Source organism: Chitinophaga parva (assembly GCF_003071345.1).
Classification (GTDB): Bacteria; Bacteroidota; Bacteroidia; order Chitinophagales; family Chitinophagaceae; genus Chitinophaga; species Chitinophaga parva.
The window spans coordinates 743506-769206 of the sequence record NZ_QCYK01000003.1 but is presented as its reverse complement, the minus strand read 5'-3'; the positions used below and the strand labels follow the sequence as shown (position 1 = coordinate 769206).

General features: G+C 52.5%; 25 protein-coding genes. 5 read left to right on the top strand and 20 right to left on the bottom strand.

Annotation, left to right across the window (positions count from 1 at the left end; all coding sequences use genetic code 11):
• Positions 1 to 204: 204 nt before the first annotated feature.
• The 6 genes from DCC81_RS22340 to gyrA all read right to left on the bottom strand — a co-directional run bounded on the left by DCC81_RS22340 (position 205) and on the right by gyrA (position 8477).
• Positions 205 to 489 (bottom strand): SelT/SelW/SelH family protein, encoded by a 285-nt coding sequence (locus tag DCC81_RS22340; RefSeq protein WP_108688886.1) that lies wholly within the window; start codon positions 487 to 489, stop codon positions 205 to 207.
• A complete protein-coding gene (gene dctA, locus DCC81_RS22335; protein WP_108688885.1) occupies positions 486 to 1751 on the bottom strand; it encodes a C4-dicarboxylate transporter DctA in 1266 nt (421 codons plus the stop codon). The genes DCC81_RS22340 and dctA overlap by 4 nt, the downstream gene beginning before the upstream one ends.
• On the bottom strand, positions 1751 to 2407 hold the full coding sequence (locus DCC81_RS22330) for a GDSL-type esterase/lipase family protein (protein WP_108688884.1): 657 nt from the start codon (positions 2405 to 2407) through the stop codon (positions 1751 to 1753). The genes dctA and DCC81_RS22330 overlap by 1 nt, the downstream gene beginning before the upstream one ends.
• A gap of 113 nt (positions 2408 to 2520) precedes the next feature.
• Complete coding sequence (locus tag DCC81_RS22325) at positions 2521 to 4200, bottom strand: hypothetical protein (protein ID WP_108688883.1); 1680 nt, start codon at positions 4198 to 4200, stop codon at positions 2521 to 2523.
• 138 nt (positions 4201 to 4338) lie between these two features.
• A complete protein-coding gene (locus tag DCC81_RS22320; protein WP_133177769.1) occupies positions 4339 to 5589 on the bottom strand; it encodes a tetratricopeptide repeat protein in 1251 nt (416 codons plus the stop codon).
• 245 nt (positions 5590 to 5834) lie between these two features.
• On the bottom strand, positions 5835 to 8477 hold the full coding sequence (gyrA, locus tag DCC81_RS22315) for a DNA gyrase subunit A (protein ID WP_108688881.1): 2643 nt from the start codon (positions 8475 to 8477) through the stop codon (positions 5835 to 5837).
• A gap of 668 nt (positions 8478 to 9145) precedes the next feature.
• Between gyrA and DCC81_RS22310 the strand changes: the two genes are divergently transcribed.
• Entirely contained in the window at positions 9146 to 10474 is a 1329-nt protein-coding gene (locus DCC81_RS22310; protein WP_108688880.1) for a saccharopine dehydrogenase C-terminal domain-containing protein, read from the top strand.
• A gap of 46 nt (positions 10475 to 10520) precedes the next feature.
• Here DCC81_RS22310 and DCC81_RS22305 read toward each other — a convergent pair whose 3' ends face one another.
• The 6 genes from DCC81_RS22305 to pdhA all read right to left on the bottom strand — a co-directional run bounded on the left by DCC81_RS22305 (position 10521) and on the right by pdhA (position 15251).
• A complete protein-coding gene (locus DCC81_RS22305; RefSeq protein WP_108688879.1) occupies positions 10521 to 11201 on the bottom strand; it encodes a Sir2 family NAD-dependent protein deacetylase in 681 nt (226 codons plus the stop codon).
• 8 nt (positions 11202 to 11209) lie between these two features.
• Positions 11210 to 11620: an EVE domain-containing protein gene (locus tag DCC81_RS22300; protein WP_108689290.1), complete on the bottom strand. Its 411-nt coding sequence runs from the start codon at positions 11618 to 11620 to the stop codon at positions 11210 to 11212.
• Between the two features lie 20 nt (positions 11621 to 11640).
• Positions 11641 to 12360: a (Fe-S)-binding protein gene (locus tag DCC81_RS22295; protein WP_108688878.1), complete on the bottom strand. Its 720-nt coding sequence runs from the start codon at positions 12358 to 12360 to the stop codon at positions 11641 to 11643.
• 152 nt (positions 12361 to 12512) lie between these two features.
• Complete coding sequence (gene ribH / locus DCC81_RS22290; RefSeq protein WP_108688877.1) at positions 12513 to 13016, bottom strand: 6,7-dimethyl-8-ribityllumazine synthase; 504 nt, start codon at positions 13014 to 13016, stop codon at positions 12513 to 12515.
• 380 nt (positions 13017 to 13396) lie between these two features.
• Entirely contained in the window at positions 13397 to 14110 is a 714-nt protein-coding gene (locus DCC81_RS22285; protein WP_108688876.1) for a tetratricopeptide repeat protein, read from the bottom strand.
• A gap of 130 nt (positions 14111 to 14240) precedes the next feature.
• The gene (gene pdhA / locus DCC81_RS22280) at positions 14241 to 15251 is read right to left on the bottom strand and encodes a pyruvate dehydrogenase (acetyl-transferring) E1 component subunit alpha (RefSeq protein ID WP_108688875.1); all 1011 of its coding nucleotides are present in this window, start codon (positions 15249 to 15251) and stop codon (positions 14241 to 14243) included.
• 159 nt (positions 15252 to 15410) lie between these two features.
• Between pdhA and recF the strand changes: the two genes are divergently transcribed.
• Positions 15411 to 16529 carry a DNA replication/repair protein RecF gene (gene recF / locus DCC81_RS22275; protein WP_108689289.1) on the top strand — a complete coding sequence of 373 codons (1119 nt, stop codon included), beginning with the start codon at positions 15411 to 15413 and terminating at the stop codon, positions 16527 to 16529.
• On the opposite strand, the gene DCC81_RS22270 is transcribed toward recF, so the two are convergent.
• Positions 16526 to 16963, bottom strand: a complete 438-nt coding sequence (locus DCC81_RS22270) for an energy transducer TonB (RefSeq protein WP_108688874.1) — start codon at positions 16961 to 16963, stop codon at positions 16526 to 16528. The two genes, recF and DCC81_RS22270, sit on opposite strands and share 4 nt — an antisense overlap.
• Positions 16964 to 17055: 92 nt before the next feature.
• On the opposite strand from DCC81_RS22270, the gene DCC81_RS22265 reads away from it, so the two are divergent.
• Positions 17056 to 17343 (top strand): DUF721 domain-containing protein, encoded by a 288-nt coding sequence (locus tag DCC81_RS22265; RefSeq protein WP_108688873.1) that lies wholly within the window; start codon positions 17056 to 17058, stop codon positions 17341 to 17343.
• 88 nt (positions 17344 to 17431) lie between these two features.
• On the opposite strand, the gene DCC81_RS22260 is transcribed toward DCC81_RS22265, so the two are convergent.
• The 7 genes from DCC81_RS22260 to DCC81_RS22230 all read right to left on the bottom strand — a co-directional run bounded on the left by DCC81_RS22260 (position 17432) and on the right by DCC81_RS22230 (position 22845).
• Positions 17432 to 18058, bottom strand: coding sequence for a DUF4252 domain-containing protein (locus DCC81_RS22260; protein WP_108688872.1), 627 nt, complete (start codon positions 18056 to 18058; stop codon positions 17432 to 17434).
• 55 nt (positions 18059 to 18113) lie between these two features.
• Positions 18114 to 18653 (bottom strand): DUF4252 domain-containing protein, encoded by a 540-nt coding sequence (locus DCC81_RS22255; RefSeq protein WP_108688871.1) that lies wholly within the window; start codon positions 18651 to 18653, stop codon positions 18114 to 18116.
• A 46-nt stretch (positions 18654 to 18699) separates the two neighbouring features.
• Positions 18700 to 19239, bottom strand: a complete 540-nt coding sequence (locus DCC81_RS22250; RefSeq protein WP_108688870.1) for a hypothetical protein — start codon at positions 19237 to 19239, stop codon at positions 18700 to 18702.
• Complete coding sequence (locus DCC81_RS22245; protein WP_108688869.1) at positions 19226 to 19744, bottom strand: RNA polymerase sigma factor; 519 nt, start codon at positions 19742 to 19744, stop codon at positions 19226 to 19228. The genes DCC81_RS22250 and DCC81_RS22245 overlap by 14 nt, the downstream gene beginning before the upstream one ends.
• A gap of 366 nt (positions 19745 to 20110) precedes the next feature.
• Positions 20111 to 21154, bottom strand: a complete 1044-nt coding sequence (locus tag DCC81_RS22240; protein ID WP_108688868.1) for an ABC transporter permease — start codon at positions 21152 to 21154, stop codon at positions 20111 to 20113.
• 6 nt (positions 21155 to 21160) lie between these two features.
• A complete protein-coding gene (locus DCC81_RS22235; RefSeq protein ID WP_108688867.1) occupies positions 21161 to 22261 on the bottom strand; it encodes a BT_3928 family protein in 1101 nt (366 codons plus the stop codon).
• A gap of 41 nt (positions 22262 to 22302) precedes the next feature.
• Complete coding sequence (locus tag DCC81_RS22230; protein ID WP_108688866.1) at positions 22303 to 22845, bottom strand: DUF1599 domain-containing protein; 543 nt, start codon at positions 22843 to 22845, stop codon at positions 22303 to 22305.
• Between the two features lie 109 nt (positions 22846 to 22954).
• On the opposite strand from DCC81_RS22230, the gene folP reads away from it, so the two are divergent.
• Together folP and DCC81_RS22220 are read left to right on the top strand one after the other, a co-directional pair.
• Positions 22955 to 23827, top strand: coding sequence for a dihydropteroate synthase (folP, locus tag DCC81_RS22225; RefSeq protein ID WP_240613047.1), 873 nt, complete (start codon positions 22955 to 22957; stop codon positions 23825 to 23827).
• Between the two features lie 112 nt (positions 23828 to 23939).
• Positions 23940 to 25691 (top strand): ABC transporter ATP-binding protein, encoded by a 1752-nt coding sequence (locus DCC81_RS22220; protein ID WP_108688864.1) that lies wholly within the window; start codon positions 23940 to 23942, stop codon positions 25689 to 25691.
• Positions 25692 to 25701 lie beyond the last annotated feature (10 nt).

The following is a 25701-nucleotide window of genomic DNA, read 5'->3' as shown; positions in this document are numbered from 1 at the left end:
GGGTGGGATGTATTAGGTAGTAAGTATTAAGTACAAAGCCTGGTACATGCGTAACAGTGACGGGTAGTAAGCACCACACCGGGATAAATGCGTACTAGAAAAGATTGTAAATCTTTCCGTTGTAAAAAATAAACAAAAAATGGATATAATGATCCACTACACGTGTTGAAAAATTTACCCGCGTGTCTAATACCCGGAAGCCCCCTACTCTGCCGGCTTGTCACTATGTCCCAACGGTTTCCCCGGCGCGGCAATGTCGCGCACCAGTTGTTTCAATACTTTGATGTCGGGGAAGTCCTGTTCCCGCTTGCGGTCCCAAAGGAGCGTATCATTTACCCAGACCTTAAAAGTGCCGTTGATCGCTGCGGGTTGCAGGGATACACCTTGCAGGTCATCCGTAAAAGTGGTGAGCAGCTCCTGTGCCATCCAGGCGGAACGCAGCAGCCACCCGCATTTGGGACAATAACTGATGATCACATTGGGTTTCATATATCGCTTGTTTGGGTAGGTTGTTTAAGATGCACCACTTCATGAAAACGTTTTTCATCAAGGGCTTTTTCATTTTTGGAGATCACCACAGCGGCCACCGTATTGCCAATCACATTGATCACGGCGCGGCCTTCACTCATAAACCGGTCTACCCCGAAGAGCATGCCCAAACCCTCTACCGGTATCACTTTCAGGGCGGTAAGCGTGGAGGCCAGCACAATAAAACCACTGCCGGATACGCCCGCCGCCCCCTTGCTGGTAAGCATCAGGATACCGATCACCGTAAGTTCCTGGCCCAGGGAAAGGTTTACGTGGAAGACCTGTGCCAGGAAGATGATGCTAAGGCTCAGGTAAATGGTAGTGCCATCCAGGTTAAAGCTGTAGCCCGCGGGCACCACCAGGCCTACCACCTCTTTATCGCAGCCTGCGTATGTAAGCTTTTGCATGATGGTAGGCAATACGGATTCGCTGCTGCTGGCCCCTATTACAATGAGGATCTCCGCTTTGATATAGCCCAGTAATTTCCAGAGGCTGATGCCCTGGCTGCGGCAAATGGCCCACAGCACTACGAAAATGAACAGGAAGCCTGTTACATAGAAGGTAAGCAACAGTTTGCCCAGCACCGCCAGCGTCTTAAAGCCAAACATCCCAATGGTGAACGCCATCCCGCCGAAAGCGCCGATGGGGCTCACTTTCATCACGATCTTGAGCACGTTGAACAGGACTTTGTTCAGCCGGTTAAAGGTGACCAGCAACCCGTTACCCGCATCGCCCAGCATGCGCAGCCCAAAGGCAAAAAGGATGCTGAAGAACAGTACCTGCAGGATATCGCCTTTGGCAAAGGCATCTACCACGTTTGCCGGCACAATATGAGAGAAAAATTCACCCCAGTTCATTTCTTTGCCTTTCTCCGCGTACGCCGCCACCTTGGCGGCATCTATTGCCTTGAACTCCACGCCGGCGCCGGGCTTGATCACATTGGCCACCACCACGCCCACTATGAGTGCAAAGGTGGTCACTACTTCAAAATACAGCAATGCCTTGCCGCCTACACGGCCTACCTGGCGCATATTGCCGGCACCGGCCACGCCCGATACGATGGTAAGGAAAATGAAGGGCGCTATCACCATGCGGATCATGTTGATGAACGTTTCATTGATCACCTTCGCCACCGGTGCAAAGCCCGGCCACAGCCAGCCACAGAGGATACCCAGCAATATGCCGGCCAGTACCTGTACGTAAAGGATCCTGAATATTTTCATTATTTCAGCAGATAAGGGAGCATGGCAGTTTTCCAGATCGCATAACCGGCCGGTTTCATATGCAGGCGGTCCGGCAGGAAAAGCTCTTCCCGCGGCTGTCCGCTGGCGTCCAGCATGCCGGTGGTCACGTCAATATAATCCGCATTCGGCTGCTTTTTCAGGAACTGTGCTAGGGTGTGGTTCACCCGATCAACGGCTGCATAAAACTTGGCCCTGCTGGGGCTCTTTTTGATGGATACAAAGTCTATCCGTGCATGGGGCAGGTTGGTACGGATCATGGCAAACAGGGTCTTGAAACGCAGCACCACTTCATCCGCCGGCACATCATGCGCCAGGTCGTTATCACCACAATACACCACCACCTGCTTGGGTTTGTAAGGCAGCACAATGTCATACACATAACGGATCACGTCTTCCAGGGTGGAGCCTCCAAAACCGCGGTTAATGATCGGGTATCCCGGGAAATATTCTTTCACATCCGTCCACTTGGTAAAGGAAGAACTGCCGATGAACAGAATACCATTGGCAGCCGGGAATGCAATACTGTCGGCCCTTTTGAAAGCCTGGATCTCATTCCAGTAGCTGGGGCCCGGGCCCGCTTTCAGGGCCAGGGGCAACAGGAAAGTAAGGACCAGGATAGCGAGGAGTGTTTTCATACGTGTAATTTAAAGTGCACTATTCCTGAAAAATAAAAAAAGGTATTGAATACCCCTACTTCTATTTTCCAGGAAGTGTGTATTCCATACCTTTTTTAATAACAGGGCGGTATCTAAAAGGAGATCCAGGCCAGGTAAGCCTTGCGCTCTGTATCATTATGCGCTATCATTATGGTGGCATAGCGGTTGCGGGCGGCATCGTCTGCGGAGGCATCCAGCATGCAGGCATAGTATTTAGGCGCCTCCGTGAGCGAGGTCTGGGGCGGGAATAATTTCAGCTGCAGCATTTGCCCGTCCACATAGTGATAGCACACCAAACCCGCTTCTGTTATAGTTCTCAGCGGACGGGTGGCTACGGTGTAATCGCCCGGTGTGGTAGACACCAGTTGGTTGTACAGGAAATAGTCCCCTTTGGCATTCTGTACAAAGGCATAACTCAGGAATCCATTTACCGTGGGGCCGGTAGTGCGGTTGCGGAAAGACCATTCCGTTTTATTGCGGCGGTATTGGTAGAAAGGCTCATACGTGCCCGCGGCCGACTGGATCTTGTTCATCACCACGGCCTGCTGCTCTTTGCCGCTGGCATCCAGGTGGGTAATGCCTACATCTCCCAACCCCGTAATGGTTTTATTAAATGTGGAGCCTCCCTGGATGAACTGGCGCACGGATTCCTGCAGCAGCAGGGACGATCCGTCTGCCAGGGGCAGCCACTGTTGCAGCATCCCGCTGTAGTCATCCTGGTACTGCAGGTGTGCCTTCGCATACAAGGTTGCGGCGGCCATGGGCAGGGTTTCCTGGTCCAGGGGCTTCAGGGTTTGTGCGTCAAAACGCAGGTAGTACACGGGCAGGTTGCCCTGTACTTTTTTCCGGCTCATTTCTGCCGGCATCATGGTCACCAGCAGGCGTACCGGCTGGCCGGGCAGGCATTGCAGCATGCCGCTGGCGTAACCTGCATTGTGCTGGCGGTCTGCCGCCTGGAAGCGAAAAGCCGTGTCTGTAGCGCCCAGGCGGGCTATCATCAGGCGGGAATCCTCTTCCCGCTTGCTGGTATGCGTGTTGAAGGCCATGCTGGCCAGGTATACCGCTTCCCCACCCTGTACCTGCATGTGGAGGTAACTGTAGTAATCATAGCTGCTGTCTGGCGTGTAGTAGCTGGCGCGGTGTATCTCGTGATGGTCCGGTGCATAATGCACCACCTGCACATGAGTGGCATCCGTACTATCGTGCGCCAGTTCTGTACCGTTGAAAAAGGCCACAGCGTAGTAACCGGAGCGTGGGTCTTTTTCAACATAGCAATCATGCGAGGCTGCGTTGTTCAGTGCATATACCTGGCGTTTCTGGATGGAAGCCAGCTCACCCAGTTTGTCTTCCCGTACCAGGTGGCCGTTCTGGCCGTCCAGCACCATACGGATAAGGGTGGGCCTGTATTTGATAAGTTGTTGTATAAAGATCACTACATCTCCATTGATCTCGTAAACGCCGTCCAGTTCTGCGTCTGCCATGGACTTCACCTCCCAGAGGTTGCTGGTGATGGTATCTGTTTGCAGCAGGGCATGCGCAGTGTCGTACATGCCCACCAGGATGCCATCGCGGCGGGTAAAGCGGAGGAAGCAGGTGTTGCCGTTCTTAAGCAGCAGCAGCTTGCACCAGCCGGACGCCGGTTCTTCAATGGGTGCGCTGAAGGTTACGTGGGCATCGGTGGTTTGCGCGTGGAGGGAAAGGGTGGAGAGCAATGCGCCGCAAAAGAACACAAGCACAGCGCGCAGGCGCCGGGATGAGGGAATGGCTTTCATAGGAATGGATAGTTGCTGTAAATATAATGAAATTATCATATGTTTTAACGCAAAAAGCGCCTGCCGTCCGGCAAGCGCTTTTTACAAAAATATTTCGACAGGATCCGGTGCCGGATCTTATCTGTTCCTGGAATTGACTTACAGTGCTTCGAGTTTCTTCTTCACGGCGTCAACCTTGTCGTTCTGGTTCTTGATCGCATAGATCTTTTGCAGGGCGTACAGGCAGCTCTGGTAGGTCTGTTTGTCGCTGGGCTCAATGCTGGTGCCTTTAGCGGCAAAACCTTCTTCTGCTTTCTCAAAGAAGGGCAGTGCCTGGTTCATAAGGCCTTCTACTTTGGTTTGCAGTTCCTTGCCTTTGGGAGAACCCTGGCCTTTACTGTCCATGGCGTTCAGTTCCTTGTTGAAACCTACGGCGCGGTTGAAGTACAGGGCGCCCAGCTGGAAGTTGGCTACTGCATCGCTGCCATTCAGTTCTACGGCTTTCTTATAACCATTTTCTGCTTTGGTCATCAGTTCATCGTAGTTAGCGGGTTTGGGAGCGTCTTCGCCTTTTTCGTTGTGGGGGTTAGCCATGTTATCCATGCGGATGGCGTAATCCAGTACGGTGGCAAAATCGTTCGGGTTTTCTGCCAGCTTTTTATCCAGCATGGAGGTCAGCTCGGAAGTTTTACCGGTCTTGGCGTAGTACACCATTTCCATATCGTTGAAGCGCTTGTCTTTCGGGAACAGCTTCTTGCCGTCTTCGATCGCTTTCAGCCATTTTTCGTTGTCGCCTTTTTCTTCGTAGTCCTGGCCCAGTACCACGTACAGGGCAGCTTCCTTGTTGAACTGCAGGTCAGCGGCTTTCTGCAGGCGTACCAGCGCGGAATCTTTCTGGCCGGCCTGTTGCAGGGCATAGCCGGAGTAGAAGATCATGTTGGTATCCGTGGCAATGGTGCCGGCCATGTTCTTACTGTTATAGTAAGCGGCCAGGTCCTGCGCGCGGTCAAAGTAAGTGGCGGCGCTATCCCAGTGCTGGTTGTTCAGGGCTTCATAACCTGCGTTGCCAATGATGGCATAGAGGTTATACATACGCTGGTGCATTTCCAGTACAGCGTCTGGCAGCTTGGGGTTGATGTCCAGTGCTTTTTTGTAAGCTTCGTAAGCAGAATCCGCCAGGGGAACGCTTTTGCTTTTAACGGACAGTGCTTCATCTACCTTTCCTTTTACGTACCAGGTCTTCGCATCGTTCTTCGTCTTGTCATTCTGCAGGGCAGCGTTGATGTCTGCCTGTGCTTTCTCCGGTTCGTTGCTTTTCAGGTAATCTTCTGCACTGTTCACTTTTGCTCTCTGTGCCATGGCAGCCATCGTGGCCGAGCAAAAGAGAAGAGATACCATTAGTTTTTTCATGTGCTCTTAATTTAAGGTGCGGGCTAGGCGCGCAGTTAAAATTTTAAAAGGTTTCAGTAAAAGTATGGGCTAACTGTACCAGACCGGGGTCTGTACAGTGCTTCATTGAATGGTCGAAAAGCTTGCTGGCATTGGCCTGGGCGCACACAAACTACAGGCGTTGCTACATTCAGCCGTTTATCAGCTTCGCGATAAGTGCCGGCATCCGTGTGGAATGCCGGCACTATTATTTAACTGTTGTTAGTTTACTCTTCTGTTGGCGCATCGTTATCTTCGGCGTCACCTGCTTCCTCATCTGCAGGCGTTTCACCTGTCATATCTTCGTCTGTAAGCGCAGCCGGGTCTATGATGGCGGCATCCAGTACCAGTCCTTCTTCTACTGCGTCTGTCTGTTCTTCCTGTTCATCCAGGCGGGCAATAGCGGCAATTTCGTCGCTTTCATCCAGGCGGATCAGGCGTACGCCCTGCGTGGCCCTGCCGGCTTCGCGCACATCCCTTACGGACATGCGGATGGTGATGCCGGATTTGCAGGTGATCATCAGGTCATCCTTCTCGGTTACGTTCAGGATGGCAATGAGGCGCCCGGTTTTTTCCGTGATGCTGATGGTTTTCACTCCTTTTCCACCCCGGTTGGTGATGCGGTATTCCTCGATGCTGGTACGCTTGCCGAACCCTTTCTCAGACACCACCAGAACGGTGTGCGCGTCGTCGTCCTTGTTCGCAGAAATCATACCAACTACCTCGTCATTTTCATTGTCCACTTCAATACCGCGTACGCCAATGGCGCCACGGCCGGTGTCGCGCACGGTATCTTCGGGGAAGCGGATGGCACGGCCACTGCGGAGGGCCATCATCACTTCACTCTTCCCGTTGGTCAGCTTCACGTCCAGCAGCTGGTCCCCATCGTTGATGGTGATAGCGTTCACGCCGTTCTGGCGCGGGCGGGAAAACTCTTCCAGCAAGGTTTTCTTAATGATCCCGTTCTTGGTACAGAGCAGGATAAAGTGGTTATTGATGAAGTCCTGGTCTCCCAGGTCTTTAATGTCAATGATGGCGCGGATCTTATCATCGCCCGGCAGGTTGATGAGGTTCTGGATGGCGCGGCCCTTGCCTTGTTTTTCGCCCTCGGGGATCTCGTACACTTTCAGCCAGTAGCAACGGCCCTTTTCGGTGAAGAACAGCATGGTGTGGTGGGTAGAGGCCACGAAGAGGTGCTCAATATAGTCCTCATCGCGGGTCTTGCCGCCCATGGCGCCACGGCCGCCGCGTTTCTGCTGGCGGAAGTCGTAAGCGGACGTGCGCTTGATATAACCGAGGTGGGAAATGGTGATCACCACATCTTCTTCGGCAATGATATCTTCAATGCGCATTTCGCTGGCCAGGTACTGGATCTCGGTCTTGCGTTCGTCTCCAAAACGTTTCTTCACGTCTTCCAGTTCGTCCTTGATGATCTGGAAGCGCAGGCCTTCATTTGCCAGGATATCTTTCAGGTGGGCAATGAGTTTCATCACTTCTTCGTACTCCTCGCGGATCTTGTCGCGTTCCATGCCGGTGAGGCGCTGCAGGCGCAGTTCTAGGATAGCTTTGGCCTGGATATCGGACAGCTGGAAGTTGCTGATCAAGCCATCTTTCGCTTCATCCGGGGTTTTAGAGCTGCGGATCAGGGCGATCACTTCGTCCAGGTGGTCCAGGGCAATGAGATAGCCGGCCAGGATGTGGGCGCGTTTTTCCGCTTCGCGCAATTCATAGCTGGTACGGCGTACCACTACTTCATGGCGGAATTCCACGAACTCGCTCAGCATTTCCTTGATGTTGAGGATACGCGGGCGGCCTTTTACCAGGGCCACATTATTGATGCCGTAAGAAGTTTGCAGTTCTGAATACTTGAAGAGCTGGTTGATCACCACGTTGGCAATCGCTTCGCGCTTCAGGTCTATCACCAGGCGCATACCTTCGCGGTCAGATTCATCGCGTACATCGGAGATGCCTTCAATGATCTTATCGTTTACCAGCTGTGCAATTTTCTGGTGCAGGATGGCTTTGTTGATCTGGTAGGGCAGTTCATAGATCACCAGTCTTTCGCGGCCGGCCTTGGAGGTTTCCACGTTGATGCGGCCTCTCACCACCACGCGGCCACGGCCGGTTTCAAAGCCCTGCTTCACGCCCTCGTAGCCGTAAATGATACCGCCGGTGGGGAAGTCGGGTGCTTTCAGGTGTTTGGTGATCTCTTCGATGGTGATGTCCCGGTTATCGATGAAGGCCACGCAGGCGTCCACCACTTCGGAAAGGTTGTGGGGCATGATATTGGTAGCCATGCCTACGGCAATACCGGCCGCACCATTCACCAGCAGGTTGGGAATGCGGGTGGGCAACACGGTAGGCTCTTCGAGGGTATCATCAAAGTTGAGGGTAAAATCTACCGTTTCTTTATCCAGGTCTTCCAGGAGGGCTTCCGCGATCTTCTGGAGGCGGATCTCGGTGTAACGCATGGCCGCGGGCATATCGCCATCCACGGAACCAAAGTTACCCTGACCGTCTACCATCGGGTAACGCATGGACCAGGGCTGGGCCAGGCGTACAATGGTGTCATAAATGGAAGCATCGCCGTGGGGGTGATATTTACCCATCACCTCCCCTACGATACGGGCGGATTTTTTATAGGGTTTGTTGCTGGTGTTGCCCAATTCTTTCATCCCAAACAAAACGCGGCGGTGCACCGGCTTCAAACCGTCCCGCACATCGGGCAAGGCACGGCCCACGATCACCGACATGGAATAGTCGATGTAAGCCGTTTTCATTTGCTCTTCAATGTTGATCCTGACGATACGACTTTCATCGCCACCGTCCAGGTTCTCGGGATTTTCTAGATTATCCTGGTTTTCTATCATTAGTTATTGGTTTACAGGTTATTCTGTAATGATCAACGAAGCGCAAATATAACCCGTTTGTGTCACATTTCCGCGCTTGTGGATAAGCTGTGGGCAAAGGAAAACGGCAATTTTGCCCTGAATTTGTGCTAAAACGGACCGGTGATTAGCAGCGGCCATTTTTTGTGACCCTAGCGGGCTCGTTTTCAATGCGTTAAACCGACCCAATTTATCTTGGAGATAATTTCAACGGTTCAGGGGGAATTGTTAAAAAAAACTTAAAAAAGAATAACGCACCGGCAGGGCAATTTCCGGTTAACCATTTCCAAACCCACGGTAACTTACTACCTCAATTCCAGGTTCTGTCCTCCCTCACACATGAGTATTTTCCCTCATAACTAATTGTAAACGAGGTAAAATTTAGTTTTGTATTAACGCCGCATTAACCAATGACCACTTATTTTTGCTGTCAGTTAAAGGAGAATTATTATATGCGGAATAGACTCAATGTTTCGCCGCCTATCACTAACCACCAGACGACTTATAGCTTACTGGATGTCAATACGTTTTAAGGGGATAATTAAAATATGTAAAGCATCCCAAACCAATTCTGCTTTCATTTCCGAACATAAACCAAGTGCTTGCGTGCAATTTGCCCCGCCACTTTTTTAACGACCGTACAAATTACTATGAAGAACATTACATTGTTTGGCGCCGGAAAATCAGCTACCATCCTGATCGACTACCTGCTCCACAACGCAGCCCGACAGAAATGGCACGTAACCGTGGCCGATCATGATCTACAACTGGTGAAATCCAAAACGGGCAAATCTTACTATGCTACTCCGGTAGCCATTGATGTAAAAGACGCCGGCAGCCGGCAAAAACTCATCCGGGAAGCAGACCTGGTGATCTCCCTGCTGCCACCGGCCCTCCATATCCTGGTGGCGCGCGATTGCATCCAATTCAAAAAACATTTGCTGACCGCCTCCTATCTCGATGCTGAAGTAAAAAAACTGGAACCCGAGATAGCCGCCGCCGGCGTGCTTTTCCTGTATGAAATGGGCCTGGACCCGGGGCTGGATCATATGTCTGCCATGAAACTCATTCACAGCATTGAGAAAAAAGGCGGGCAGATCTCTTCTTTCAAATCCTATTGCGGCGGCCTCATCTCACCGGAAAGCAATGATAATCCGTGGAGCTACAAGATCTCCTGGAACCCGCGCAACATTGTAATGGCGGGCAGCAGCGGTGCGGTATACAAAGAGAAAGGCCGCATCCGCGAAGTACAATACGAGCAGTTATTTGACCACAATAAAACCGTGCAGGTGCCCAGCATCGGCAAGCTGGCCTATTATCCCAACCGTGATTCCCTGGGCTATATGGAAGCCTATCACCTGGAAAACATCAACACCTTCATGCGCGCCACCCTGCGCTTCCCCGATTTCTGTGAAGGCTGGAATGCCCTCATAAAGCTGGGCCTTACCCGTGATGGCGTTAAACTCAGTACCGACCATCTCCCCTACTTCCAGTGGGCCTCCCAGCAGATCGATGCGCATCCCGCCCATCTTTCGCACGAAGAAATAGTGGCCCAGTACCTGGGCGTGAGCGCCAAGTCGAAAGTGATCCGCCAGCTCAAGTTCCTGGGCATTCTCAACGGTGACCAGATTGCCCTGGGCGAACGCTCCAACGCCGACGTGCTGCAACACGTGCTGGAAAATAAACTGAAAATGGAAGATCACGATAAAGACCTCATCGTGATGCAGCATGAAATTGAGTTTGAACGGCGCAACCTGCCCACGCGTATCAACAGTTACCTCATCGTGCAGGGTGAGGACGCTGTACATACCGCCATGGCCAAGACCGTGGGGCTGCCGCTGGGCATCATGGCCAAGCTGGTACTGAGTGATAAAATAGCGCTTACCGGCCTGCATATCCCCATCCTGCCGGAGATCTACAACCCGGTATTAAAGGAACTGGAGGAGTTTGATATTAAGTTCGTGGAGAGCTTTGAATGAAGGTAGTTCCGGGCTTCAATTTACAGGCTGCGTGAAAAGTTCAAACCTACAGCAATTCCGCTAACAGCTGCGCCACACCTAATGTAGCAGGCATTGCTATCGTTTTGATGCGATGGCTGCCGCTGACTGCCGGGATGCTTTTATCAATGAGATATTTGGGGATGTTGCGTTTCGTTACGTCAATAAGCCCTGCAGCCGGGTACACGTTCAGGGAGGTGCCGATGATCACGAAGATATCTGCCGCTGCCGCAATGGCCGCGGCATTTTCTATCATGGGCACTGCTTCTCCAAACCATACAATGAAAGGGCGTAACTGGCCGCCATCCGCTGCCAGGTCGCCTATTTTGAGGTCTGCCGTGTAGGGATAGGCGCGGTATTCATCCAGCACGCTGCGGGCCTTGGTGATCTCCCCGTGCAGGTGCAGCACTTTAGTAGAGCCGCCCCGCTCGTGCAGGTCGTCTATGTTCTGGGTAATGATGTGCACATCGTATTTGTCCTCCAGCTTCGCCAGTCCCGTGTGGGCCGCATTGGGCGCGGCTTTCAGCACATCGTGCCGGCGCATATTGTAAAAGTCCAGCACCAGCTGGGGGTTCTTTTCCCATCCCCCGGGCGACGCCACCTCGTACACATCATATCCCTCCCACAGCCCGTCGCTATCACGAAAGGTGCGCAGGCCGCTCTCCTGGCTGATGCCAGCCCCGGTAAGGACTACAAGTTTCGGTTTCATGGTTTGTACTATTTCATATCTCCCATCTCCATCACCACATTCCATTCTTCTGGTGTAACGGGTACTACGGAGATACGGCCACGACGCACGAGGGCCATGTTTTCCAGGCGTTTCTCTGCTTTGATCTGGGCCAGGGTTACAAATTTTTTGAAAGGCTTTACGGGCTTCAGGTCTACTACCACCCAGTTGGGATCTGGCGTGGTGGGGTCCTGGTAGGCTTCTTTCACTACTTCGGCAATGCCTACTATTTCTTTGCCCTCATTGCTGTGGTACCAGAAAAGCAGGTCGCCTTTTTTCATGGCGCGGAGGTTGTTGCGCGCTTCGTAGTTACGTACGCCGTCCCAGAAGGTTTTCTTGTCTTTTACAAACTGCTCCCAGGGATATTTGAATGGTTCGGATTTTACGAGCCAGTGGTTCATGATGTCTTCTTTTTTTATGATCACCATCCACTTGCCAGTACGTCGGCAATGTGCATGATCTTAATGTTGGTGCCGTGCTTGCGGATGTAGCCATCCAGGTGCATAAGGCAGGACAGGTCTGTGGAGATGAGGTAGTCTGCACCGCTATTCACCGCGTTGTGTACTTTTTGCTCCCCCATACCGATGGAAATAGGCTCGAACTTCACGGCAAAGGTGCCGCCAAAGCCGCAGCAGGTTTCACAATCCGTCATTTCACGTAGCTCCAGCCCTTTCACTTTTTCCAGCAGCTTGCGCGGGCCTTCCTTGATGCCGCATTCGCGCAGTGCACCGCAGGCATCGTGGTAGGTGCCTACCCCGTTAAGCGTAGCCCCCAGGTCTGTCACGTTCAGCACCTCGGTCAGGAATTCGGTGAACTCGTAGAGGTTCCGCTTCAGTTGTTTTACTTCATTGTGAGCGGCGGAGTTGTCGAACAGTTTGCCGTAGTAATTGCGGACAAAGCCCGTGCAGGAACCGCTGGGCGCCACGATATAATCGTAAGGGGTAAAGTCTTTCACAAACTTGGTGGCCACGGTGCGGCATTCATCCCAGTAGCCTGCGTTGAAGGCCGGCTGGCCGCAACAGGTCTGGTCTGTATTGTAAGAGACGGTGCACCCCAGCTTCTCCAGTACTTTTACCATATTGAATGCCGTTTCAGGGAACAGCTGGTCTACGAAGCATGGAATAAAAAGCTGGACGTTCATTGTTAAGCGTTAATTGTTAATCGTTAATTGTATAAGCGTGTAACCGTTGTATGGCTAATCGTATAACCGTTAACCGCCTGCTGCGAAAAGTGGATCGGATAGTTGTTAACGGTACAGCGGGTCATTAACCGCTGATGATTCCCCGGTAACGATCATCCTTTCTTGGAGAGGTTGCGCAAAAACGACACCATTTTCAGGGCGGTGAGGGCCGCTTCTTCGCCTTTGTGCCCGTGGATACCGCCAATGCGTTCATCCGCCTGCTCCTGGTTGTCTACCGTGAGTACGCCAAAGATCACCGGAATGGGCAGTTGCAAGTTCAATTGCAGGATACCTTCCGTTACTGCCTGGCACACGTATTCAAAGTGGGGCGTGCCTCCCCGGATCACGCAACCAAAGGCGATGATGGCACTGGGTTGCTTGCCGGTGCCCTTGGTGGATTCCCAGTACTGCTTCACGGCAAAGGGCAGTTCAAAGGCCCCTGGTACTACCACCTTGCACAATTTAGTGACTTTATTTTCCTTTAGCGTCCTTTCGCATCCTGCTACCAGTTCATTGGTCACGGCATGGTTCCACTCAGTTGATACCATAACAATGCTGGCATCCTCGAGGTTGAGAATGCCAGCATTATCCAAAAGGCTCTGATTATTTGTAGACATTGGTTTCTTGATATTATGATTTGATGACCAAATTTAAATGAAATTCCAACTAACCGTTCGGGAAACAATAATTTCCAAAGAACAATTTCCCATACCAGGGGAAATAATTTCCGGCAAACAATTTCCATTCTCCCGGAAGCCCCACTATCAAATCCCGGGGGCCACCGCTTCAACGGCAAGTTTACGGTGAAACGGGGGCTTATGCTATTGGTAAATTCTCATTTCCCTATTGCTTTTAAACCCGCGCGGGGCCAGCATTTCCTTAAAACAACAATTTCCAAAAAACATCCCATGTGGTGTGGTATGTCTTTTGGAAATTGATATTGGGCCCCAGGGAAATTTAAAGTTGAAACCTGCGGTTTCCCTGGTATTGGAAATTACTATTCCTTCACTTCACCCAGGCGTGCCAGGTACTTGTCCATGTCACGGCCTTCGAGGGTGTTCGGGTATTTAGAGCGGATCTCTTTGTAAACGTCGATCGCTTCCTGGTTCTTACCTGCTTTTTCCAGGGCCAGGCCTGCGCGGAACAGGTACATGGCGGAGGTGAGGTTGTTATCACTGGCGTGGCCGGCCTTTTTGTAGGCGGTTACTGCTTCGTCTATTTTGTTAAGCTCCATGTAGGCATCACCGGTTACACCGAGTGCCATGGGTTGCAGCACGTCATCACTGGCGGAGAAACCATTCAGCATGTCGATGGCTTTCTGGTAATCGCCCAGGCGCATGTAGGAAACACCGGCATCGTAGCGGGCCAGGTTACCGGCCTGTGTGCTGCCGTACTTATCTATCACCTGCAGGAAACCGTAGTTGTTACCGTCGCCGTTCAGGGCCAGTTTAAAGGAATCGCGGGCAAAGTATTCCTGTGCGTGGAAGATCATTGCCTGTGCTTTTGCTTCATTCGGTTTAGAGACAAAGTTCTTATAGGCGAAATAACCACCCACAACGATCACCACAGCGGCGAGGCCACCCAGGATCACATTCTGGTTCTTTTTGTAGAAAAAAGAAGCGCGGTCCATTGCCTCCTGCGGATCAAATTCTTTGTTAACAGGTTTAGAGGTGTCGTGGGACGAATTGGCTTTATTTGTAACTTCTGCCATTGGGTGTGTTGTGAATGTTGTTTATTAAATGCTAAAAAACGGTACGCCCGTGAGCAGCACCGCTGTACAAATATAAAAAAGGTTAACCGCTTATCCGCAGAATGGGCAATTAACCTTTAAAAGTTTTTGATTAGTCCACGATGAAGGGATAGTCCTGCTGAACGTACACATCTTTCAGCAGTTCGTCATCAGAAGGCCAGGGAGACTCTTCCGCGAATTTCACGCAGTCTTCCACTTCTTTTTTCACCTTCTCATTGATGGCTTCGATCTCCGCTTCTGTAGCCCATTTCTTGGAGAGGATGGTCTTCAGGGTTACGTTGATCGGGTCTTGTTCCTTATATTCTTCTACCTCTTCCTTGGTACGGTATTTAGCGGGATCACTCATGGAGTGGCCTTTGTAGCGGTAGGTCTTGATTTCCAGCAAGGTGGGGCCTTCACCGGCGCGGGCGCGGGCTACAGCCTTAGACACGCCTTCGTGTACGGCTTCGGGGCTCATGCCGTCAATATCGTCGGCAGGCATTTCGTAAGCGGCACCCAGTTTATAGATGTCCAGTACGTTGGAAGTACGCTCTACGGAGGTACCCATGGCGTAGCGGTTGTTTTCGCAAATAAAGATCACGGGCAGTTTCCACAGCATGGCCATGTTGAAGGTCTCGTGCAGGATACCCTGGCGGGCGGCGCCGTCACCAAAGAATGCCAGTACTACGTTATCTGTGCCCAGGTATTTTTCAGCAAATGCCAGACCTGCACCGGTGCCGATCTGCGCACCTACGATACCGTGGCCGCCGAAGAAACCTTTTTCCTTAGAGAAGAAGTGCATACTGCCTCCTTTACCTTTAGAACAACCGGTTGCTTTACCGAACAGTTCGGCCATGCACTCATTAGCGGTCATTCCCTTGGCAATTGCCAGGGCGTGGTCACGGTAGGCGGTGATGAATTTGTCGCCAGGTTTGGTAGCGGATACGCAACCGGCTGAAATGGCTTCCTGGCCGATATAAAGATGGCAAAAACCACGGATCTTCTGCATTCCATACAACTGGCCGGCCTTTTCTTCAAAGCGTCTCTGCAACAACATAGACTCATACCAGGTGAGGTATGTTTCTTTGGTGAACTTCGTCTTTCCTTCTGTTTTAGTTTGCACTCTTTCTAAATTTGTCCGCAAATATAACAGGAAAATCCTAAAAACTAAATTTTATGGTGGGGCCGGCAAACATGGCCTGCCATGGCGGGTTTTGGCGTATATTTGCCGGCCCCGCGCCGGGATGTCCCCCGTGCTAAAACGGTTTTAAGGCCCACTTGCATGCTTTCGCTACAGTCCATTTCGCTGGTACAGTTTAAAAACTACACCCAGCAGCAGTTCCGCTTCACCCATCGCGTGGTGGGCATCACCGGCCCCAACGGATCAGGGAAGACCAACCTGCTGGACGCCATTTATTACCTCTGCTTCACCAAGAGCTACTTTACCAACAGTGAAAGCCAGAATACCCGCTACCATACCAACGGTTTCCGCCTGGAAGGGCATTTCCGGAAAAATAACCAGGAAGAAAAGGTGGTCTGCACCTTTAAGGACGGGAAAAAGGAGATCAGCCTTAATGACGATCCTTATGACCGCTTTTCCCGCCACATTGGCCAGCTGCCCGCCGTGATGATCGCCCCGGACGATGCAGCGATCATCCTGGGCGGCAGCGAGCAAAGGCGCAAATGGCTGGATGGCCTCCTCTCCCAACTGCAACCCGGCTACCTGGAGCACCTCATGGCCTACCAGAAAGTATTACAGCAGCGCAACAGCCTGCTCAAATCCCTGCCGCAGCAAACCCACTCCCAGGATGCCCTGCTGGACATCTTTGACGCGCAGCTGGTGCAACACGGGGAGCCGGTATACGCTGCGCGCAACGCGTTCCTGCCGGCCTTCATCACCCAGGTGCAGGACCGGTACGATTACCTGGCCGGCCGGCACGAAGTGGTGGACATCCGCTACCAGTGCAGCCTGCACACCCAAAGCCTGGCCCAGGTACTGGCGGCCAACCGCACGAAAGACAAAATGCTGCAACGCACCAGCGACGGTATTCACCGGGATGACCTGGTGTTCCTGCTGGATGATCATGCCATGAAAAGCAGTGCTTCCCAGGGACAGCGCAAGAGTTTTCTCTTTGCACTGAAACTGGCGCAGTACGGGGTGATGCAGCAGCAAAAACATTACCCGCCCCTGCTCCTGCTGGACGACGTGTTTGAAAAACTGGACCAGGAAAGGGTGACGCGGCTGATAGCGCTGGTGAGTGCGGATGCGTACGGACAGGTGTTCATTACGGATACGCACGCAGAAAGGTTGAAGGCGGCGTTTGGGGAGCGGCCGGAGTTGTTGCAGTTGATTGAGATGAAGACAGGAGATAACAATACTGGAAAAACGGCCATGCCTTAGTCCTGCAATTCATAACGTAAAGGTATCAGCAATTTTACACATACTGGATTGCCGCCTTGCCTGCCAGGCCTCCAGGGCACCCGTTGTATGCAGGCTGCTATTTGCCTGCGGTAGGAACCCGGCAATTCTTTGGGCTGGCTTATATGTACAAGGCCTACATATCCGTCTTTGCAAACCGTCAGTTCCAGCACCACCCTCGTGTACAATATGGCAGTATCTTTCAGGGTGTACAGCCATCTGCCATAAATCCTTTGCACATCTCCTCCCAATAATTTGTTTAACGCCACCTCTCCTCCCGGGAATTCCGGCATCTTTTCCACAAACGTGTAGCTGGAATCGCACTTACACGACGCGGGCTTTGATGCTTGTTTATCTTGTGCCAGTGCGGCTAGGGGCATCAACAAAAACAACAGGTACAGGTAAATGGCTTTCATTTGCAGGCGTTACAAATTTCCCCGAAAACTAATCGCCTTTTTTCAAACAAAAAATCAATTTTTTTCGGGTTCAAATCCCTTACATTTGTTCTATGCGTTACGGTTCCATCAGTATAGGCGATGCCCTCAAAGATTACATTAATAAAAGCCGCATGAAGCCGCGGCTTACCGAGGTGCGGGTGCAGGAAAACTGGGAACAGCTCATGGGTAAGACCATTGCCCGTTACACCCAAAACATCCAGCTCATTGATGGTAAACTCATCATCACTTCCAATGTAGCCCCCCTGAAGCAGGAGCTGAATTATTCCAAAGACAAGATCATACAACTCGTGAATGAAATGCTCGGTGAAGTAGCCGTGCGCGAAGTCATCATCAAATAATTTCTTCTTCCTTATTTCCTGGAAAAAAAAATACCCGGCCACCTTGCGATGACCGGGCTGCTACATACGTTCAGGAATGTCCAGGTTATTACTGCTGCAGTGCCACCGTATCCACGCTATCCACCGCTGTTACGGCTTTGGGCGCTTCGGGCTTGCTGTTATTATCTTTCGTGCCGGCCTGCCGGCCGTTGGGCAAATGCAGGTCAGACAGGGCGTATTTATTGATCACATCTGCCACCTCCTGCAACTTCAGGTTTGTGCGCAGGCTTACAAACACCACGTCCGTTTCACTCTTCACGGCCAGCACTACGTTCCCCAGGTCTTCGGGCTTGCCATCGCTCATCACGTGCACTACGGCGTCTTTTGATTTTACATCGGCCAGGCTTTCAAAATGTGCTTTTTCCAGGGAGGCTTTCAGGCGGGCCATGGCGCTGTTATCTATCTTGGCATCGCTGTCTACCTGCATTACATACAGCTTTACGCGGCGCAGGTGGTGCAGGAGATGTTTTACCACGCGGGTATCTTCGTCTTCGTTGGGGATCACCCAGCTGGCCAGTGCCAGCAGCGGGCGGCCTACGGCAAAGGTGTGGATCTCTGCCTGTCCGCGGTATTCCCGGCAAAACTGGCGCAATGCTTTATTCTGGGCCTGTGCAGGCATGGTAGCGGCCAGGCTGAGTAATGTGGCAGCGCCAAGGATAAGAAGTTTGTTTCTCATGTGGGGGTGGATTAAAAAAAGGCTCCCGTGGCGGATGCGGGAGCCGGATAAAAAATTAGTGTGCTGATTTCTTGGCTACGTTCTTCAGATCGTCCATGCCTTCTATGTTCATGCCCTGGGCCATCTTCGAGATCTCGTTCAGGTCTATATCCCCCACGATGCTGATGGCTACAAAGGTTTCGGTGCCTCCTACCAGCATGATCAGCTCTTCGATATTGCCTTTTGCATTTTCCTTGGTCAGGAATTTTACATCGTTGCCTTTGCTGCGCACGGTCATCAACTCTTCGTAAGAGGGATTGAGATATGCAGCGGCTTCTTTGTACAGGGCGAGGCCGTTCTTGGCGTCCTCCTTGGCCAGGATGCGCATGGAGCGCAGCTTCTGGGCCACCTGCAGCATTTGCTTGGCGTCGGGATCATTCGCATCAAATTTGCTGAACATACTGAACATTTTTGGGGAAATGCTCACCAGCGTGAAGCTCTCGTCGCCTGCATATTTATTAAAGAATTTATCGATCACGCTGCCGCCGGATGTTTGGGCGAAAGTAGTTTGCACAGCGAGGAATGCCAGCACAGCCAGCAGGAATAACTTTTTCATGATGGTAATTTTAAACCCTGGTTATTAGAGAATTAGAATGGCCTGTTTAATTTGCTTTCACCTTGTCTGTGGCTTCGTTGATCACGTTCAACTTTGCCATTTCCTGCTTGCCCCTGTTCAGGTTTTTAGACAGCAGCAGCAAGGCTTTTTTAGTTTCGGCGTAAGCCTCTTGCTCACCAATTGGCACTTTGCCCTCTTCACTTTGGCGGAAGGAAGGATTTGCGGCAGTTGTAGGTGGTGTACCGGCATTGTCACCGGCATCCATATGACGTTGGATCCCGTAACCTATTCCCAGGGCAATGGCCAGCATGGCGGCATACTGCATCCAGTTGCGGAGGAAGCCTATTTTGATCACCGGGGCTTCAGCGGGCGGCTTTTCCAGGTGGGCCTGCAGCTCGGCGGCAGGTAATTCAAATTGTGGCGTGGCCAGGTCAAAATACTGGAACAAAGGGGCAGCTTCCTGCAGGTCCTGCGGCAGGCCTTCCGGCGCTGTTGCGAAGAACTGTTTTAACCGGGCTTCTTCTTCCAGGGAAGTTTCTCCTTCCCAGTATTTGTCCAACAAGGCTCTGATGTTACTGTAATCCATATGCATGCACATTTTTAAGTTGTTCCCGCACCTTTAAGCGCGCTCGGTGCAGGTTCACTTTTACTTCGTTAACATTAATTTCCAGCATGTCCGCGATCTCCTGGTAAGAGAATCCGTCCATGTCCCGCAGCTGCATCACCAGGCGGAATTTTTCCGGCAGGGCGTTGATGGTAGCATGTACCCGTTTCATCAGGTCCTGCTGCTCCGTGGCAGCGTGGGGATTTTTTGCGTCCGTTTCCGGCAGGGAGGCGGCCCGTTCCAGGTCGTCTGCCACACGGTACTTCTTTGATTTGATCTTATCCAATGCCAGGTTGCGGGTAATGCGCATGCACCATGCCTCCACATTTTCCAGCTCGGTCATCTTCTGTTGCTGGTGCCATACTTTCATCAGTGCATCCTGGGTAATATCCTTTGCATCTTCCTCGTTACCCAGCAAACGGTAAGCAAAGCGGAACAGCTTCTGCTGCACGGGCATTACCTGGGAAAGAAAAAGTTGTAAAGACATACGGATCAAATCGGATTTTATTTTTGCGTCCGCCTCCTTCCCAAATCTACCTCATCAGCGGCGTTACAATAAGAAGACGACTGCAAAAATCCTTTGTTACAAAAAAGGAAGGATTTTTTTTAGAATTGATTTTCAGTCAATTGTACAACGTACAGTGTACAACGCACAACGTACTTTTTCCGGCAACGGCAAGATTACAACCACTGTCCCTCAAAAACGGGCAGCACCGCTGTACAATCTCAACTCGCCCCGGGGCGGCGCATACAACGTACAATATCTCTCCCAGCACAGGCCGGATTACGACCGCCCACCTCAAAACGGGGGCGGTACGTTGTACACTGTACGCTGTACGTTGTACGATTTTTCTCACCTGACCCTCGGGTCCACCCACTGGTACAGCAGGTCCGCCAGGATATTGATCAGTACAAACAGGAAGGCGGTGAAGAGCACCGCCCCCATCACTACGGGAAAGTCAAATTTGCTCAGGGCATCTACGGTGATCTTGCCAATGCCTTTCCAGCCAAAGATGTATTCTACAAAAAAGGCGCCTGCCAGCAGCTCTGCCAGCCAGCCGGTAATGGCGGTGATCACGGGGTTCAGGGCATTGGGCAGGGCGTGGCGGAAAATGACGCGGCCGGGAGCCAGCCCCTTGGCGTAAGCGGTGCGGATATAGTCCTGCTTCAGCACGTCCAGCATGGCGCTGCGCGTGAGCTGGGTAATAATGGCCAGGGGCCGGATGCCCAGGGTGAGCGCGGGCAAAATAAGATTGCGCAGGTTCAGGCGCCTGCCGGCAAAGGCATCCACATCAAAGAGGCTGCCTGTCATGTGCAGTCCGGTGATATTGGTGAAGACAAAACCCAGCAGGTAAGCCAGCACGATGCCGGCAAAGAACGAGGGGATGGAAATACCGGCCACACTGGCAAAAATGGCGCCCGTGTCCATCCAGGTGTGCTGCTTCACAGCGCTCAGCACGCCCAGGGCAATGCCCACCACCGTGGCAAACAGCATGGCCGTAAGCGCCAGCACCAGTGTGCCGGGCATGGCCTCGGTGAGTATTTCCCACACGCCTTTTTTACCCTGGTAAGAGCGGCGCAGGTAGGGCGTTTTCAGCACAATGGCCCTGCCCTGTCCCAGCGGGAGGATGCGCAGCACGCGCAGTTCGGCATCCGCCCTGGCGGGATCATAATAAGAGAGGGGGGAAAGATCATTAAGGTACCAGGCAAACTGCACGGGCAGGGGCTGATCCAGGTGCAGTTCCCTGCGCACGTTTTCCAGTGATGCCACGTCTGCCCGCTGCCCCAGCGTGAGCCGCGCAGGATCGCCGGGCAGCACGTTGAAGAGCAGGAATACCAGCACTACTACACCGAGTAGCACCAGCAGCCCATAAAACAGTTTGCGCAGCAGGAACATAGCGCCTTAGTTTTTAAAGGACGGGAAATCCCGGTAGGCCCACTTGGCCCGGATGGTACCCTTGTCCAGCAGTATAAGTGTAGGATTATTGCGGGCCGCTGTTTTAATGGCCGTAGCATCCATAGACAGGAAAGGGAACAATAACCCGCGATGGGCGGTGAACGTATCCACATCCGGCTTGGCGGAGGCGGTAACGCCTACCAGTTCTATTTTGCCGGCCCGCAGTTGTTGCTGCAGGTTGCGGATGCTTTCTTCCCAGTCCTCGCCTGCTTCATGCACGTTCTGCACCATCAGCAGGTACACCGGCTTGGTTTCAGCCAGTAGTTCCTGGGTATGATCGCCTCCATCAAAGTCCTTGAGGGAAAAGTCTTTGATAGCCGGTACGGCATTGCCTTCCTTCACCAGTTTATCGCGGCGGTCCACGTACTTCCAGGTGCTATCCTGCCAGGGGAAATTATCGGTCGTAAATTCTTTGCGTTCGCCGTTCTTTTCATAGATCAGCACTGTTTCATACACATCGGGTGTGGCGCCGGGCGGCAGTTTCATTTTCTCGGGAATGTTATTGCCTATCTTATAAGCCAGGCAGTCCACGTAAGGCAGGTGCTGCAAAGCATACAGCTGCACGCCGATGGAGACCAGGAAGGTAGTGAGCAGCACCATGATGGAGCCATTGCGCCCCAGCAGGGAGGTGATGGTCTTACGGTACAGGAAAATGATGATGATCATTACTTCCAGGGCCACGTCTTTCCAGAAAGTAGCCTGGGGAGATAAAGGAATACAATCCCCAAAGCAGCCACACTCGCGGATCTTACCGGAAAAGAGGGCATAAGCGGTGAGGAAGGTGAAGAAGGTAATAAGTATGAGGATAAGGCTGGAGAAAAAACGCATGGCATAGCCAAAGATCATGGCCACGCCACAAAGGATCTCCAGTACGTTCAGGCATACAGACAGGTACAGGGAGTAGGGCGAAAGGAACACCAGGTGCAGGGCTTCAAAGAATTCGTCCATCTTGTAAGCAAGGCCCAGCGGGTCATTGGCCTTTACCAGGCCGGAAAAAATGAACAGCACGCCTACGACAATACGCAAGATATTCAGGAGTAGTTTCATCGATAGTGGATTAGTTGGTTCTGGTGGTGATTAAAGGATACTTATGCTTCTGCTATTTTGATCAGCGCAAAGAGGGCATAATTGATGATGTCTACGAAGTTGGCGTCTATGCCCTCGGAAACCAGGGTTTTGCCGTCGTTGCGGAGAATTTGTTTAATACGTAAAAGTTTTGTCAGGATGAGGTCTACGAAGGATTCCTGGCTCATGTCGCGCCAGGCCTCGCCGTAGTCGTGGTTCTTGGCTTCCATCACACGTTGTACGAAGGCTGCCTTGGCCTCGTAGCGCTGTTGCACCTCGGGCAGGGGCATGTCTTCGTAAGGGTTCCCTTCCGGCTTGTCTAACTGTATGAGGGCAATGATCCCATAATTCACGATGGCCTGAAACTCGCTGTCAATGCGGTCTTCCACCTTCTGCACGCCCAGCTCCTGGATATTGCGGATGCGTTGTGCCTTGATAAAAAGCTGGTCCACCACGGAAATGGGGCGCAGCACGCGCCAGGAAGTGCCGTAGTCGGCCGCTTTTTTCAGGAAGATCTCTTTACAGCCATCCAGGGCCTGCTGGTATTGATGGAGCGTTTGTTTCATAATGCCTAATGGCGGCCCCGCTTGCGCAGCGGCCTGCCTTCTCACTTATTTTACAGGTTAAAAGCAGGCGTGAATGCCTACCTTTGCTGCAAGACCAAAACATACCGCCTTGGCCCATAGCAGTTTCAAAAATACAGCTTTACGGGGTGATTTTACCATCCGCTGCGGGGGAAAATTACTGGACCTCTCCCAGCCCCGCGTGATGGGCATTATCAATGTGACCGACGATTCCTTTTTTGCAGATAGCCGTACCCGTGCCCTGGCCGATGTGGTGACCAAAGCCGGCCGCCTGCTGTCAGAGGGCGCCACCATCCTGGACCTGGGCGCACAAAGCACCCGGCCCGGCGCCACCAAAGTGGGTGCCCCCGAAGAAGTGGAACGCCTGCTGCCCGCCATCAGGGCCATTTTGCAGGCCCACCCTGATGCCATCATTTCCATCGATACTTTTTATGCCAGCGTGGCCGCCGCTTGCGTGGAAGCCGGTGCGGCCATTATCAACGACATCAGCGCCGGCGACCTGGATGCCGCTATGTTGTCCACCGTGGGCGCCCTTAAAGTGCCGTACATGGCTATGCACATGCAGGGCACGCCGGACACCATGCAGCATAACCCGCAATACGGGGACGTGGTAAAAGAAGTGCTGGACTACTTTGTACAAAAGATAGCTGCCTGCAAGGCCGCCGGCATTGACGATGTGATCATTGACCCTGGCTTTGGCTTTGGCAAAACCATTGCCCACAACTATACCCTGCTCAAACACCTGGAAGCATTTCATATCCTGGAAGTCCCGCTGCTGGTGGGCGTTTCCCGCAAATCCATGATCTACAAAGTACTGGGCAGCACACCCCAGGAAGCACTCAACGGCACCACCGTACTCAATACCCTGGCCCTGGAACGGGGCGCACACCTGCTGCGTGTACACGATGTATCCGCCGCCATGGAGGCGGTGAAGCTGGTGGGGCTGATGAAGGAGATGCCTTAGGTTCCAGGTCTTATGTCCGATGTACCGTTTAACGGGTAGCCAAACATCATGGTAACGCCAATATGTAATAAAGAGACCTGACACGGGACCTGGGGCCCAAGACAGCTTTAACATGAAAAACCCATATATCAACCTCCTGCGCACCGCCTGGAAATATGCGCGCAATGAGCGGAAGCGGTACGTATTCACCTACTTCCTTTTCATTTGTTCCAACGCCTGCGACGCGGCTAACCCGATCATTTTAGGGTGGCTGGTAGGAAAGCTGCAGCATGACACACAACATATTTTAAGGTATACGCTGATCTATGTGGGATTGTACCTCTTCTTCCGGCTGGCGGTGTGGGCCTTTCACGGGCCTGCGCGCATTATGGAAAGGCACCTGGCGTTTAACCTGAGCCGGAATTTCCTGCAGGAGCGGTATCACCAGGTACTGCACCTGCCGGTGAAGTGGCACCAGGATAATCACAGCGGGGCTACCATTAACCGGGTGCGCAAGGCGTATGAGTCGCTGCGCCAGTTCTTTGACCGGGGGTTTATGTACCTGCATGCGCTGGCCAAGTTCCTGTTCTCCGTGATCGCCATGCTGTATTTCTCTCCATTGTATGGTACCATTGGCATCCTGATGGGCCTGGGCGTGATCCTGGTGGTGATCCGGTTTGACAAGCCTTTTATCAAGGCGGAGGAGGAAGTGAATGAAAGAGAGCACACCGTATCGGCCACTTTGTTTGATACCCTGTCCAATATTATGACCGTGATCACGCTCCGGCTGGAAAGCAGCGTGGAAAAGGGTTTGATGGCTAAGGTGCATGCCATCCTGCGCCCGTTTTCGCGCTCGGCCCGCATCAATGAATGGAAGTGGTTTACGGCCGATAATACCATTGGCCTGATCTATTGCGTGATCACGTTTGGCTACGTGTACCAGCACTGGACGCCAGGCACCCTGTTCAATGTGGCCGGGCTGGTAACACTGCTGGGGTTTGTCAATAATTTTACGAGCGTGTTCCAGGATATTACCTGGCAGTACACGGAGATCGTGCAATACAATACCGCCATTGAAACGGCGTCCCTGATCAGCGAGGCCTATGCCGCACAGCACCGGCCGGATGAAGCCCCTGCCCTGCCGGCCCGCTGGCAGCACATCCGCGTGGAAGACCTGCAATTCTCCCATCACGCCAAAGACATGGAGCGGCCTCAAAGCCTGCAACATATCCACCTGGACATCCGCCGGGGACAACGTATTGCGTTTATTGGTGAAAGCGGCAGTGGTAAAAGTACGCTTCTCTCCCTGCTGCGCGGGCTGTATACCCCCGAACGGGCAAGCCTATACGTAGACGGGCAGCCCATGCTGCTGGATACGGTAAATGAATCGGTGACGCTCTTTCCACAGGAACCGGAGATCTTTGAAAACACCATTGCGTACAACATCACGCTGGGGCTGCCTTTCCCGGATGCAGCGGTGCAGGAAGTGACCCGGCGGGCGCACTTTGCCGAAGTGGTGGCGCAGCTTCCCATGGGTATGCAATCAGACATCCGGGAGAAGGGAGTGAACCTGAGCGGCGGCCAGAAACAACGCCTGGCACTGGCCCTGGGCATCCTGGCTGCGCGCGACAGCCAGCTGGTACTGCTGGATGAACCTACGAGCAGCGTGGATCCCAAAACGGAAATGCTGATCTATGAAGACCTGTTCCGTGCCTTTGCAGATAAAGCGGTGATCTCCTCCCTGCATCGCCTGCACCTGCTGCGGCTCTTTGATTATGTGTATGTACTGCGCCAGGGCCGTATCGTGGAGGAAGGCAGTTTTGAATACCTGCGCGCCCACGGTCCCATTTTCCAGGAATTATGGAAACACCAGGAAAATTTATAACTCAACGCTA

Bases quoted from the DNA above. Each gene is read 5' to 3' on its own strand.
- ribH (WP_108688877.1), bottom strand. From the start codon at position 13,016: ATGTCTACAAATAATCAGAGCCTTTTGGATAATGCTGGCATTCTCAAC.
- DCC81_RS22240 (WP_108688868.1), bottom strand. From the start codon at position 21,154: ATGTTCCTGCTGCGCAAACTGTTTTATGGGCTGCTGGTGCTACTCGGT.
- DCC81_RS22250 (WP_108688870.1), bottom strand. From the start codon at position 19,239: ATGGATTACAGTAACATCAGAGCCTTGTTGGACAAATACTGGGAAGGA.
- DCC81_RS22265 (WP_108688873.1), top strand. From the start codon at position 17,056: ATGCGTTACGGTTCCATCAGTATAGGCGATGCCCTCAAAGATTACATT.
- DCC81_RS22285 (WP_108688876.1), bottom strand. From the start codon at position 14,110: ATGGCAGAAGTTACAAATAAAGCCAATTCGTCCCACGACACCTCTAAA.
- recF (WP_108689289.1), top strand. From the start codon at position 15,411: ATGCTTTCGCTACAGTCCATTTCGCTGGTACAGTTTAAAAACTACACC.
- DCC81_RS22255 (WP_108688871.1), bottom strand. From the start codon at position 18,653: ATGAAAAAGTTATTCCTGCTGGCTGTGCTGGCATTCCTCGCTGTGCAA.
- DCC81_RS22230 (WP_108688866.1), bottom strand. From the start codon at position 22,845: ATGAAACAAACGCTCCATCAATACCAGCAGGCCCTGGATGGCTGTAAA.
- DCC81_RS22300 (WP_108689290.1), bottom strand. From the start codon at position 11,620: ATGAACCACTGGCTCGTAAAATCCGAACCATTCAAATATCCCTGGGAG.
- DCC81_RS22305 (WP_108688879.1), bottom strand. From the start codon at position 11,201: ATGAAACCGAAACTTGTAGTCCTTACCGGGGCTGGCATCAGCCAGGAG.
- DCC81_RS22310 (WP_108688880.1), top strand. From the start codon at position 9,146: ATGAAGAACATTACATTGTTTGGCGCCGGAAAATCAGCTACCATCCTG.
- dctA (WP_108688885.1), bottom strand. From the start codon at position 1,751: ATGAAAATATTCAGGATCCTTTACGTACAGGTACTGGCCGGCATATTG.
- DCC81_RS22330 (WP_108688884.1), bottom strand. From the start codon at position 2,407: ATGAAAACACTCCTCGCTATCCTGGTCCTTACTTTCCTGTTGCCCCTG.
- DCC81_RS22260 (WP_108688872.1), bottom strand. From the start codon at position 18,058: ATGAGAAACAAACTTCTTATCCTTGGCGCTGCCACATTACTCAGCCTG.
- DCC81_RS22270 (WP_108688874.1), bottom strand. From the start codon at position 16,963: ATGAAAGCCATTTACCTGTACCTGTTGTTTTTGTTGATGCCCCTAGCC.
- DCC81_RS22320 (WP_133177769.1), bottom strand. From the start codon at position 5,589: ATGAAAAAACTAATGGTATCTCTTCTCTTTTGCTCGGCCACGATGGCT.
- DCC81_RS22295 (WP_108688878.1), bottom strand. From the start codon at position 12,360: ATGAACGTCCAGCTTTTTATTCCATGCTTCGTAGACCAGCTGTTCCCT.
- gyrA (WP_108688881.1), bottom strand. From the start codon at position 8,477: ATGATAGAAAACCAGGATAATCTAGAAAATCCCGAGAACCTGGACGGT.
- DCC81_RS22245 (WP_108688869.1), bottom strand. From the start codon at position 19,744: ATGTCTTTACAACTTTTTCTTTCCCAGGTAATGCCCGTGCAGCAGAAG.
- DCC81_RS22340 (WP_108688886.1), bottom strand. From the start codon at position 489: ATGAAACCCAATGTGATCATCAGTTATTGTCCCAAATGCGGGTGGCTG.
- DCC81_RS22325 (WP_108688883.1), bottom strand. From the start codon at position 4,200: ATGAAAGCCATTCCCTCATCCCGGCGCCTGCGCGCTGTGCTTGTGTTC.
- DCC81_RS22235 (WP_108688867.1), bottom strand. From the start codon at position 22,261: ATGAAACTACTCCTGAATATCTTGCGTATTGTCGTAGGCGTGCTGTTC.
- DCC81_RS22220 (WP_108688864.1), top strand. From the start codon at position 23,940: ATGAAAAACCCATATATCAACCTCCTGCGCACCGCCTGGAAATATGCG.